The 11,436-nt window shown below is 72.6% G+C and carries 10 protein-coding genes; 5 read left to right on the forward strand and 5 right to left on the reverse strand.

The window, feature by feature from the left end:
• Positions 1-15 precede the first annotated feature (15 nt).
• Complete coding sequence (locus tag ACGFMM_RS09950; protein ID WP_393644937.1) at positions 16-669, reverse strand: PadR family transcriptional regulator; 654 nt, start codon at positions 667-669, stop codon at positions 16-18.
• A 284-nt stretch (positions 670-953) separates the two neighbouring features.
• Between ACGFMM_RS09950 and ACGFMM_RS09955 the strand changes: the two genes are divergently transcribed.
• Complete coding sequence (locus tag ACGFMM_RS09955; protein ID WP_393644939.1) at positions 954-1,256, forward strand: hypothetical protein; 303 nt, start codon at positions 954-956, stop codon at positions 1,254-1,256.
• Positions 1,257-1,592: 336 nt separating this feature from the next.
• Here the strand turns inward: ACGFMM_RS09955 and ACGFMM_RS09960 are convergent, their stop codons facing one another.
• Entirely contained in the window at positions 1,593-3,227 is a 1,635-nt protein-coding gene (locus ACGFMM_RS09960; RefSeq protein ID WP_393644940.1) for a protein kinase, read from the reverse strand.
• Between the two features lie 281 nt (positions 3,228-3,508).
• On the opposite strand from ACGFMM_RS09960, the gene ACGFMM_RS09965 reads away from it, so the two are divergent.
• Positions 3,509-5,110, forward strand: coding sequence for a protein kinase (locus ACGFMM_RS09965; protein ID WP_393644942.1), 1,602 nt, complete (start codon positions 3,509-3,511; stop codon positions 5,108-5,110).
• A 55-nt stretch (positions 5,111-5,165) separates the two neighbouring features.
• On the opposite strand, the gene ACGFMM_RS09970 is transcribed toward ACGFMM_RS09965, so the two are convergent.
• The 3 genes from ACGFMM_RS09970 to ACGFMM_RS09980 form a co-directional block, all read right to left on the reverse strand.
• Positions 5,166-6,182: a phosphotransferase gene (locus tag ACGFMM_RS09970; RefSeq protein ID WP_393644944.1), complete on the reverse strand. Its 1,017-nt coding sequence runs from the start codon at positions 6,180-6,182 to the stop codon at positions 5,166-5,168.
• Between the two features lie 10 nt (positions 6,183-6,192).
• The gene (locus ACGFMM_RS09975; RefSeq protein WP_393644946.1) at positions 6,193-6,711 is read right to left on the reverse strand and encodes a pyridoxamine 5'-phosphate oxidase family protein; all 519 of its coding nucleotides are present in this window, start codon (positions 6,709-6,711) and stop codon (positions 6,193-6,195) included.
• Between the two features lie 87 nt (positions 6,712-6,798).
• Positions 6,799-7,458, reverse strand: coding sequence for a response regulator (locus ACGFMM_RS09980; protein WP_393644948.1), 660 nt, complete (start codon positions 7,456-7,458; stop codon positions 6,799-6,801).
• Between the two features lie 315 nt (positions 7,459-7,773).
• Here ACGFMM_RS09980 and pdhA point away from each other — a divergent pair, with 315 nt between their 5' ends.
• From pdhA to ACGFMM_RS09995, 3 genes are read left to right on the forward strand one after another with little or no spacing between them, the layout of a single operon-like run.
• Positions 7,774-8,949 (forward strand): pyruvate dehydrogenase (acetyl-transferring) E1 component subunit alpha, encoded by a 1,176-nt coding sequence (gene pdhA, locus ACGFMM_RS09985; RefSeq protein ID WP_393644950.1) that lies wholly within the window; start codon positions 7,774-7,776, stop codon positions 8,947-8,949.
• 2 nt (positions 8,950-8,951) lie between these two features.
• Positions 8,952-9,932, forward strand: coding sequence for an alpha-ketoacid dehydrogenase subunit beta (locus ACGFMM_RS09990; protein WP_393644951.1), 981 nt, complete (start codon positions 8,952-8,954; stop codon positions 9,930-9,932).
• Positions 9,933-9,963: 31 nt separating this feature from the next.
• Positions 9,964-11,343 carry a dihydrolipoamide acetyltransferase family protein gene (locus ACGFMM_RS09995; protein WP_393645505.1) on the forward strand — a complete coding sequence of 460 codons (1,380 nt, stop codon included), beginning with the start codon at positions 9,964-9,966 and terminating at the stop codon, positions 11,341-11,343.
• The last annotated feature ends 93 nt before the right edge of the window (positions 11,344-11,436 follow it).

Below are 11,436 nucleotides of genomic sequence, written 5' to 3' on the forward strand. Positions count from 1 at the left end.
CGGAGCCGGAGCGGTTCAGGCGGTGCCGCGGGCGGTGGGTGCGGCGGCGCCGGGACGGGTGGCCGATGGCGACGGGCCGGGGTCCGGAGGTTCGGAGCCCGGGCCGGGGCCCTGCTCCTTCGCCTCCGCGCGGGACAGGCGGATGAGCCGGGCCTCGCAGTGGTCCAGCCAGCGCGCCTCGGCCTCGGTCTGGAAGATCAGCTGCTCCAGGACCAGCAGCCAGGCGATGTCGTTCCGCTCCCCCGGCCCGCGCTCCACGGCCTCGACGGCCTGGCGCTTGAGCCGGGTGTAGTCCTGCATTGCCTTCACGGTGTGCCGGCGCTGGGACTGGATGACGGCCCGGATGTCGACGCCGGGCGCGCCGACCGCCATGGCGAGCTTGATGGACAGCTCGTCACGGGCCGGACTGGTCCGGTCGACGGGCCGCTCGAACCAGGTCCGCAGCTCGTCCCGGCCGGTCTCGGTGATCGTCCAGAGTGCGTGCCCGGCGTCGTCCTCGCCGCCCTGTGCGACCAGTCCGTCGCGCTCCAGGCGGTTCAGGGTCGTGTAGACCTGCCCGACGTTGAGCGGCCAGGTCTGGCCGGTGCGGGACTCGAACTCCGTGCGGAGCTGGGACCCGTAGCGCGGGCCGCGTTCGAGAAGGGCGAGCAGCCCGTGGCGGATCGACATACTCAGTATGTATACCGAGTATGTCGAGGCGTCCACAAGCGACCTGAGAGGGAACCGCGGTGTCCGTCTCAAGGAGGACGGCGATTCCGCAGAGGGACGTCAGACGGACGGCAGAGGGACGTACACGGGCTCAGCGCCGCCGCATCCGGACCCCGAGGAAGCCGATCCCGAGCCCCACGAGGGCGAGCCCAACGCCCAGCGTCAGTACGGGAATCCGCTGGTCGGCGGCAGTGACGGCGGTGTGCGGGCCGGGCAGCCGGACTGCGGCGGCGGGAGTGGCGGGAGTGGCGACAGGGGAGGAGGGCGGCGGAACGGACTCCTCCCCGAGTACCTCCTCGCGCTCCGCCTCGTACTCGGCCGGCGGCTCCGTCCCGGTCTCCGATGCGGTGGGCGACGGGCTGGGCGAGACGCTCTCGCCGGCCGGCGGGCTCTCCGGCCCGGTGGGCCGACCCGGCCGCTCCCGACCCTCCCCGGCGGGCCGCCCGGCCAGCGACGCGGCGGGGCTGGGCTCGGCGGCCTCGGTGCGCCCGGTCTGCCGGGCCGCCTCGACGGGCGACGCGGACGGCACGGCGGACGGCGCGGCGTGAGGCGCAGCGGACGGCGCCTCCGACGGCCCGTGATGCGCCTTCCCCGGCCGGTACGACGGTGCCCAGGTGTCAGCGGAAGGCCCCGGTGCAGACGCCCCATGGCGCCCGTACCCATGCCCGTACGGCCCCCGCTCCGCGTACGCGGACGGCGCGACGGCGGCCGACAGCAGCGAGCACGCCACCAGGGGCCCGCAGACCGCCCAGGTCCGCGCCCCGCGGAGTCCTGGAGTCACCGCGTGACCCCCTCCCGTACCGAGCCGCCGAGTCGTTCGACTCAGCGTCACACAACGGGAGGGACGCGGCATCCCGGACAAACCGTCCGGACGACGAGGGCTACTACAGGCCGGGGTTGCCGGTGGAGATCTCGAGCGTGAGCTCGACCTCCCCCTGCTTCACCTCGGAGTCGGCCGGCGGGTACTGGCTCATGACCGTGCCCTCGCCGTAGGCGTTCTCGTCCATCGGCTGCTGCTTCATGATCTTCCAGCCCGCGGCCTGGACGCAGGCCTTCACGGACTGGATGTTCTTGTAGCGGAAGTCGGGCAGCTCGATCTTCTCCGGGTCGTCGCTCGACTCGGTCGGCTCGGTGCACTCCTTCGTGTCGATCGTCTTGCTCAGGTCCGGGCCCTTGTGCCCGGCCACCGGCGGGGCGCTGCTCTGGCCGCCCGTGCCGCCGGACGAGCCCGGGTCCTCGTCGCCGCTCAGCTGGATCGCGGTGATCACGCCGCCGATGGCGACCAGCGCGACCACGATCGCGCCGACGATCACCGGCATGTTCCGGCCGCCGCCGCTGCTGCCGCCGAGGTTCGCGGCGGGCGTCGGCGACGTCGTGTACGGCTGCGGGGAGGGCTGCGGCGACTGGTACGCCGGGGCCGGCGGCGGGGTCGGGGCCTGCTGCGGGTAGCCGTACGAGGGGGCCGGGGCGGGCGTCGGCGGGCCGTACGGGCCGGGCTGCGGGGTGTGCGGCGCCTGGTACGGCTGCTGGACGCCCTGCGGTGCCGGGGTCTGCTGGCCGACCGGCGGGAACACCGCCGAGCCCACGCCCGAGCCGCTGGCCACCGGGCCGCCCGCGACGATCATCGGCGCGCCGGTCTGGCCCGCGGAGAGGATCCGCAGGCACTCGTCGCGCATCGCGGCCGCGCTCGGGAAGCGCTCGTTCGGGTTCTTCTTCAGCGCCCGGGCGACCATCGCGTCCATCGCCGGGGTCACCGAGCGGTTGATGGAGGACGGCGCGACCGGCTCCTCCTGCACGTGCGCGTACGCGATCGCCAGCGGCGAGTCCGCGTCGAACGGCAGCCGGCCCGTCAGCAGCTGGAAGAGCATGATGCCGACCGAATACAGGTCCGAGCGGGCGTCGACGCCGCGCCCCAGGGCCTGCTCGGGCGAGAGGTACTGCGGGGTGCCGACGACCATGCCGGTCTGCGTCATCGAGGTGACGCCGGACTGCATGGCGCGGGCGATGCCGAAGTCCATGACCTTGACCACGCCGCGCTTGGTCATCATCACGTTGCCGGGCTTGATGTCGCGGTGGACCAGGCCCATCTCGTGGCTGGTCTCCAGCGCGGCCAGCACGTCCGCGGTGACCTTCAGCGCCTTGTCGGCCGGCATGGCGCCGTGCTGGCGGACGTCCGCGGCGAGCACCGAGCCGAGCGGCTGGCCCTCCACGTACTCCATGACGATGTACGGCATGAGGGCGCCGTCGAGGTCGTCCTCACCGGTGTCGAAGACCGAGACGATGTTGGTGTGCGACAACTTCGCAACAGCCTGGGCCTCGCGCCGAAACCTTTCGCGGAACGACTGCTCGCGGCCCAGTTCGGTGTGAAGGGTCTTGATGGCGACCTGCCGGTCGAGCGCGGAGTCGTACGCCAGGTACACCGACGCCATTCCGCCCTCGCCGAGCAGGTCGCGCAGCTGGTAGCGGCCGTTGGCCACCGAACCGCCCGCGTAGCGCCCCTGTGCGCCGTCCTGGCTCATTTCTGACTCCCCCGTACGCGCGCGTCGCGGCGATGATCCGGAATTTTACTGGCCAAGTCTGCCCGAGGGCTCGGACACGTCAAGCCGGGTGCCCGTTCCGTGACGCTCCGCATGAAAAGCGTCTCGGAAGCGTTACCGGAACCGCACGGAATTTGCATCGGTGTACGCGGAAGCGGTTGGATGGCCGGTCCATCTCGGACCGAGGTGTCCGAGGAAGCCTGTAGCGTGACGGGACAGAGAACGTCACGGCGGCACACGGCAACACACGACGGCGAGGACTGATGGCACCCGAACCCGAAGCTGGCGGCAACGGAGTGTCGGACGCTGCCGCGGAGTCATGGGGCGTCGGCGGTCTGGTCGGTGACGGCCGTTACCGGCTGACGCACCGTCTCGGCCGCGGCGGCATGGCCGAGGTGTTCGCCGCGGAGGACGTGCGGCTCGGCCGCACCGTCGCCGTCAAGCTGCTCCGCGCCGACCTCGCCGAAGACCCGGTGTCCAAGGCCCGGTTCACGCGCGAGGCGCAGTCCGTCGCGGGCCTCAACCACCATGCGATCGTCGCCGTGTACGACTCCGGCGAGGACGTGGTCGGCGCCCAGTCCGTGCCGTACATCGTGATGGAGCTGGTCGAGGGCCGCACCATCCGCGACCTGCTGATCAGCGCCGAGGCCCCCGGCCCCGAGCAGGCGCTCATCATCGTCTCCGGCGTCCTGGAGGCGCTGGCGTACTCGCACCAGCACGGCATCGTGCACCGCGACATCAAGCCGGCGAACGTCATCATCACCGACAACGGCGCCGTGAAGGTCATGGACTTCGGCATCGCCCGTGCCCTGCACGGCGCGTCCACGACGATGACGCAGACCGGCATGGTCATGGGCACGCCCCAGTACCTCTCCCCGGAGCAGGCGCTCGGCAAGGCCGTGGACCACCGCTCCGACCTGTACGCCACGGGCTGTCTGCTCTACGAACTCCTCGCGCTGCGGCCCCCGTTCACCGGCGAGACGCCGCTCTCGGTGGTCTACCAGCATGTGCAGGACGCGCCGATCCCGCCGTCCGAGGTCGCCGGCGACGCGCCGCCGGAGCTCGACGGTCTGGTCATGCGCTCGCTCGCGAAGGACCCGGACGACCGGTTCCAGAGCGCCGAGGAGATGCGCGGGCTCATCCAGTACGCCCTGCAGATGCTCCAGCAGCAGGGCGGGCACACGGGCGGGTGGAACACCGGCCCGGTCGCGGTCCACGAGGGCCCGCGCACCCCGAGCGGCGGCACGGCCGCCACGGCCGCGTACGGCCACCCGGTGCACGGCGACACCCCGCCGGGCACGCTCCTGCCGCCGCGGAACCCGGACGACGGCGGCGTCGGCGGCTACGACACCGGCGGCTACGGCGCGCACGGCGGGCGGAACGGCGGCGGGCGCGGCAAGGTGCTGCTGTTCGTCGCGCTCGCGCTGATCGCGATCGTGGCCGGCGTGGTGTACGCGATCGACAAGGCCAACGACAAGGGCGGCAGCACGACCGACAACCCGCCGGCCTCCACCGCCCCGTCCACGCCGCAGAGCACGCCGTCGCCGTCGGACGAGCAGTCCGACGACACGGACGAGCCGGACACCTCCACGGGCGGCGACCAGGGCAACTGGAACTCGCCGACGTACGTGCCGCCGCCGAAGCCCAGCTTCACGCAGTCGCCGAGCGGCGAGCCGTCCGCCACCGACGAGCCGGGCACCACCGAGGGCGCCGACCAGGGCGGTACGGGCGAGCCCACCGACGAGCCGACGGAGCCCACGGAGCCGACCGACGGCGCGGCCGACGGCGGCGCCAACTCCGGTTCGACGGCGGGCAACACGGGCCAGCCGGGCGGACCCGGCGAGCCCACCGGCGCGACGGGCTGAGCCTTCGTCAGCCGGCGAAAGTGAAGGCGTTCCGTCAGCCGGCGAAGGCGTCGCGTCAGCCGGTGAAGGCGTCGCGGACCGCCTCGTACTCCTTCGTCCACCACACCGCCAGGGCCGACACCGCGGGAAACTGCGGGTCGGCCCTTCGGTCGTGCAGCTGGTAGCGCCAGCGCAGTATCCAGAAGTCGTTGAGCCGCTCCCACCACACCCGGTGCACCGCCGCGGCGAGTTCGGCCGCGTCCGCCCCGGCGGCCCGCCGGTACGCCCGCGCGTACGCCCGCACCTTCGCCAGCGCCAGCTGGCCCGCCGGGCGTACGAAGAAGATCGCGGCGGCCCGGACGGCCTCCTCGGCCCGCGGCTGGACGCCGAGCCGGTCCCAGTCGACGATCGCGGCCGGTTCCGCGCCCCGGTAGAGCAGGTTCAGCGGATGGAAGTCGCCGTGCACCCAGCCGCCCGCCGCGGCCGGCGGGGGCCGGCGGTGGGCGTGCTCGGCGAGCAGGGCGCGGCGCTCGGTGAGCCGGTGCTCGGCGAGGTGGTCGACCCGGTCGCGCGGGCGGTGGGCGCGGGCCAGCCGGAGCAGCTCGTCGATGACCTCGACGGTGCGCTCGGGGTCGGCGCTCTCGTACGCGCCGCCCGGCGGCGGGGCCTCCATCACCTGGTCCAGGCAGGTGTGGACGTGGCCGAGCAGGGCGCCGAGGCGGCGTGAGCCGGCGGTGGTGAGCTGGGCGCCGTCGCGGTGCCGGCCCTCGATCCAGGGGTGCAGGGCGTAGCAGCGGCCGCCGATGACGGCGACGGTGCGGCCGGCGGAGTCGGCGAGCGGCGGGGCGACGGGCAGGCCGAGGTCGTGCAGCCGTTGGGTGGCCCGGTGCTGGCGGGTGATGGTGTCGCGATCGGCGGTGGGGGCGTCGAGGTGCTGCTTGAGGAAGTACGAGCCGCGTGTGGTGGCGAGCCGGTAGCCGCGGTTGAGCAGGCCCTGGGTGACGGGGACGCAGGAGAGCGGTTCGCCGGCGTCCGTGTAGCGGCGCAGGAGTACGCCGACGGGCGGAGCCAGTGTTGCAGATGAGCGCGGCACCCGTCAGATGTTAGATCACCCGGAGTGGTGGTTCCGTCGCTCTCCGGACGGGCCCCTGCACCGGGGGCTCGTCCAGCAGATGCACGGTCGCGAACTGGGGCTCGACGCTCAGATAGACCGCTTCCACGGGCGCCCCGTCGGCCGCCGCCGGCGGCGGTCCGAAGGCCGCGAGCTGGGCCCGGGTGGGCTCGACGAGCGCGGCGGTCCCGGTGAACTGCACCGACCAGACGTCCTGCGCGCCGGAGCCGAGGTTGTCCGCCTCGTACGCGACGACGCTGCCGTCGCAGGCCTCGTGGTAGCCGAGGCAGCGGTGCAGCCGGAGCACGAGCCGGCCGTCGTCCACGACGTGCCGGGCGGGGGCGACGAAGGGCAGCGCGCGCATGCTGGTCGCGACCCGGCCGTACGCCACGCTGGTCAGCAGTTCGATCGCGCGGCGCGCGTCGGACGACGGTCCCGGCCGGGGGGACGACTGGTGGGACGGCCGCGGGGACGGCCGGCGGGGCCGGGCGTCGGAGGGCTCGGGGGACATGGATCCCACTTTCCCGCCGCCCCGGCGGGCCGCAGAAGGGGCGCTCGCCCCGGTTGGGCCGGGACGTAGGTCCCGAACCGGGGAGCCTCAGCCCCGCTCGGCCTGCAGCCGGGCCACGAACGCGGCGGCCTGGGAGCGGCGCTCCATCCCCAGCTTGGACAGCAGGCTGGAGACATAGTTCTTGATGGTCTTCTCGGCGAGATGCAGCCGCTCGCCGATGGCCCGGTTGGTCAGCCCCTCGCCGATCAGGTCCAGGATCCGCCGCTCCTGGTCGGTCAGGCCGGCCAGCTTGTCGTCGCCCTTGCGGGCGCCGCCGTCCCGCAGCCGCTCCAGGACCCGGGCGGTCGCCACCGGGTCGAGCAGCGACTTGCCGGCGGCCACCTCGCGCACCGCGGTGAGCAGCTCGCTGCCCCGGATGGCCTTGAGGACATAACCGGAGGCACCGGCCATGATCGCGTCGAAGAGGGCCTCGTCGTCGGCGTACGAGGTGAGCATCAGGCACTTGACGGACTCGTCCCGGGAGCGGACCTCGCGGCAGACCTCCACGCCGCTGCCGTCCGGCAGCCGCACGTCGAGCACGGCCACGTCGGGGCGTGTCGCGGGGATCCTGACCAGCGCGTCCTCGGCCGTGCCGGCCTCGCCGACCACCTCGATGTCGGGCTCCACGGAGAGCAGCTCACGGACGCCGCGCCGGACGACTTCGTGGTCGTCCAGCAGGAATACCGTGATTTTTCCTTCTTCGCGCACGGGGCCAGTCTCACATATTGGCTCTTCCCGCGCCCGGGGTGCGCGGGATAACGTGCCGGTGTTCCGGCGGCCTGCAAGGCTGTTACCAGTGGTTTCTCGATTTACTTGGAAATCCAAGCAAAATCGCAGGTCAAATGGGGTTTCGCAGTAATGCGGGACTCTGGGTAACGTGCCTATGACAGGGCGCTCGCCGGGGCACCTGTCACGCCCGACCCGGCCGCGTCGCACCCACCCCGTGCGAGGGCACGGACAAGGCGGAGCCGCACTGGCCTTGCCCGGCGAACCCGGGGGCCGGACCGACGGAGGAGCACGCACGTGACCGTGGAAAGCACTGCCGCGCGCAAGACGACGCGACGCAGCAGCGGCACCAAGCGCACCACCAGCGCGAGCGCGAAGAAGGCGCAGGCTTCGGAGAACACGGAGCCCGAGCTCATTCAGCTGCTGACGCCCGAAGGGGAGCGCATCCAGCACCCCGAGTACGACATCGACCTGAGCGCCGACGAGCTGCGCGGGCTCTACCGGGACATGGTCCTCACCCGCCGCTTCGACTCCGAGGCGACGGCCCTGCAGCGGCAGGGCGAGCTGGGCCTGTGGGCCTCGCTGCTGGGCCAGGAGGCCGCGCAGATCGGCTCCGGCCGTGCGCTGCGCGACGACGACTACGTCTTCCCGACCTACCGCGAGCACGGCGTCGCCTGGTGCCGCGGGGTCGACCCGACGAACCTGCTGGGCATGTTCCGCGGCGTGAACAACGGCGGCTGGGACCCCAGCACCAACAACTTCCACCTGTACACGATCGTGCTCGGTTCGCAGACCCTGCACGCCACCGGCTACGCCATGGGCATCGCCAAGGACGGCGCGGACTCCGCCGTGCTCGCGTACTTCGGCGACGGCGCCTCCAGCCAGGGCGACGTCAACGAGTCGTTCGTGTTCTCCGCGGTCTACAACGCCCCGGTCGTGTTCTTCTGCCAGAACAACCAGTGGGCGATCTCGGAGCCCACCGAGAAGCAGACCCGCGTCCCGCTGTACCAGCGCGCCCGCGGCTTCGGCTTCCCCGGCGTCCGCGTCGACGGCAACGACGTGCTGGCCTGCCTCGCGGTCACCCGCTCGGCCCTGGAGCGCGCCCGCCGCGGCGAGGGCCCCACGCTGGTGGAGGCGTTCACGTACCGCATGGCCGCCCACACCACCTCCGACGACCCGACCCGGTACCGCCGTGACGCGGAGCGCGAGGCGTGGGAGGCCAAGGACCCGATCCTGCGTCTGAAGGCGTACCTGGAGCGCGAGGGGCACGCCGACGCGGCGTACTTCGAGGAGCTGGAGGCCGAGAGCGAGGCGCTCGGCAAGCAGGTCCGCGAGGTCGTCCGCGCCATGCCCGTGCCCGAGCACATGGCGATCTTCGACAACACGTACGCCGACGGGCACGCGCTCGTCGACGAGGAGCGCGCGGAGTTCGCGGCCTACCAGGCGTCCTTCGCGAACGGAGAGGCCGAGTAATCATGGCTGTTCAGAACCTTTCCCTCGCCAAGGCGCTCAACGAGTCGCTGCGCAAGGCCCTGGAGACCGACCCCAAGGTCGTCATCATGGGCCTGGACGTCGGCAAGCTCGGCGGCGTCTTCCGGATCACCGACGGTCTGCAGAAGGACTTCGGCGAGGACCGGGTCGTCGACACCCCGCTCGCCGAGTCCGGCATCGTCGGCACCGCGATCGGTCTCGCACTGCGCGGTTACCGGCCGGTCGTGGAGATCCAGTTCGACGGCTTCGTCTTCCCGGCGTACGACCAGATCGTCACCCAGCTGGCGAAGATGCGGGCCCGCTCGCTCGGCACCGTGAAGATGCCGGTCGTCATCCGCATCCCGTACGGCGGCGGCATCGGCGCGGTCGAGCACCACTCCGAGTCCCCCGAGGCGCTCTTCGCGCACGTCGCGGGCCTCAAGGTCGTCACCCCGGCGAACGCCTCCGACGCCTACTGGATGCTCCAGCAGGCCATCCAGAGCGACGACCCGGTCATCTTCTTCGAGCCGAAGCGCCGCTACTGGGACAAGGGCGAGGTCGACACCGACGCCTTCCCCGGCGAGCTGCACAAGGCCCGGGTCGCCCGCGAGGGCACGGACCTCACCCTGGTCGCCTACGGCCCGATGGTGAAGACCTGCCTGGAGGCCGCCGCGGCCGCCGCCGAGGAGGGCCGGTCGATCGAGGTCGTGGACCTGCGTTCGATCTCCCCGCTCGACTTCGACACGATCCAGAGCTCGGTGGAGAAGACCCGCCGGCTGGTCGTGGTCCATGAGGCCCCGGTCTTCTTCGGCTCCGGCGCGGAGATCGCCGCCCGGATCACCGAGCGCTGCTTCTACCACCTGGAGGCCCCGGTCCTGCGGGTCGGCGGCTACCACGCGCCGTACCCGCCGGCGCGCCTGGAGGAGGAGTACCTGCCGGGCCTGGACCGCGTGCTCGACGCCGTCGACCGCTCGCTGGCGTACTGAGGAGAGCCACGTGACCATCCGCGAATTCAAGATGCCCGACGTGGGCGAGGGCCTCACCGAGGCCGAGATCCTCAAGTGGTACGTCCAGCCCGGTGACACGGTCACCGACGGCCAGGTCGTCTGCGAGGTCGAGACCGCGAAGGCGGCCGTCGAGCTGCCGATCCCGTTCGACGGCACCGTGCACGAGCTGCGCTTCGCCGAGGGCACGACGGTCGACGTCGGCGAGGTCATCATCTCGGTGAACGTCGGCGGCGCCGCGCCCGCCGAGGCTCCCGAGCCGGCCGCCGCGGCCGCCCCGGCCGCCGCCCCGGCGGCGGAGCCCGCGCCTGCGGCGGAGGGCCGCCAGCCGGTCCTCGTCGGCTACGGCGTCGCCGCCTCGTCGACCAAGCGCCGCGCCCGCAAGGGCACGGCGGGTGTGCCCGCGCAGGCCGCTGCGGCGGTCCAGGGCGAGCTGAACGGGCACGGCGGGGGCGGCGCCGACACGGCCGTCCTCGACCGGCCGCTGGCCAAGCCGCCGGTGCGCAAGCTGGCGAAGGACCTCGGCGTCGACCTGACCACGGTCGTCCCGACCGGTCCCGACGGCATCATCACCCGCGAGGACGTGCACAAGGCCGCGGCTCCGGCCCCGGCCGCCCCCGCCGCCCCCGTGGTGGAGACCGCGGCCCCGGCGCCGGCCCCCGTGGCCGCCGCTCCGGTCGTCGAGCCGGGTGCTCGGGAGACCCGGGTCCCGATCAAGGGCGTGCGCAAGGCGACGGCGGCGGCGATGGTCGGCTCGGCCTTCACCGCGCCGCACGTCACCGAGTTCATCACCTTCGACATCACGCGCACGATGAAGCTGGTCGACGAGCTCAAGGCCGACCCGGACATGGCCGGCCTGCGGGTGAACCCGCTGCTGCTCGTCGCCAAGGCCGTCCTGGTCGCGCTCAAGCGCAACCCGGAGATCAACGCGGCCTGGGACGAGGCGAACCAGGAGATCGTGCTCAAGCACTACGTGAACCTGGGCATCGCCGCGGCCACCCCCCGGGGCCTGATCGTGCCGAACATCAAGGACGCGCACGCCCAGACCCTGGCGGAGCTGTCGGGCTCGCTGAGCGAGCTGGTCGGCACCGCCCGCGAGGGCAAGACGACGCCGGCGGCGATGCAGGGCGGCACCTTCACCATCACCAACGTCGGCGTCTTCGGCGTCGACACCGGTACGCCGATCATCAACCCGGGCGAGTCCGCGATCCTCGCGGTCGGCGCGATCAGGCTCCAGCCCTGGGTCCACAACGGCAAGGTGAAGCCGCGTCACGTCACGACGCTGGCGCTGTCGTTCGACCACCGCCTGATCGACGGCGCGCTCGGCTCCAAGTTCCTGGCCGACATCGCCGCGGTACTGGAGCAGCCGAAGCGCCTGATGACCTGGACGTGATGCCCGGGGTGACCTTGGCGTGATGCCCGACATGACCTGGGCGTGATGCCCGAGTCGCCACGTTTCACGTGAAACAGGCCCGTCCGCGATGCG

The sequence above is a fragment of the Streptomyces sp. NPDC048604 genome (assembly GCF_043199435.1).
GTDB lineage: Bacteria > Actinomycetota > Actinomycetes > Streptomycetales > Streptomycetaceae > Streptomyces.

Bases quoted from the DNA above. Each gene is read 5' to 3' on its own strand.
- ACGFMM_RS09950 (WP_393644937.1), bottom strand. From the start codon at position 669: ATGTCGATCCGCCACGGGCTGCTCGCCCTTCTCGAACGCGGCCCGCGC.
- ACGFMM_RS09960 (WP_393644940.1), bottom strand. From the start codon at position 3,227: ATGAGCCAGGACGGCGCACAGGGGCGCTACGCGGGCGGTTCGGTGGCC.
- ACGFMM_RS09965 (WP_393644942.1), top strand. From the start codon at position 3,509: ATGGCACCCGAACCCGAAGCTGGCGGCAACGGAGTGTCGGACGCTGCC.
- ACGFMM_RS09975 (WP_393644946.1), bottom strand. From the start codon at position 6,711: ATGTCCCCCGAGCCCTCCGACGCCCGGCCCCGCCGGCCGTCCCCGCGG.
- ACGFMM_RS09990 (WP_393644951.1), top strand. From the start codon at position 8,952: ATGGCTGTTCAGAACCTTTCCCTCGCCAAGGCGCTCAACGAGTCGCTG.
- ACGFMM_RS09995 (WP_393645505.1), top strand. From the start codon at position 9,964: ATGCCCGACGTGGGCGAGGGCCTCACCGAGGCCGAGATCCTCAAGTGG.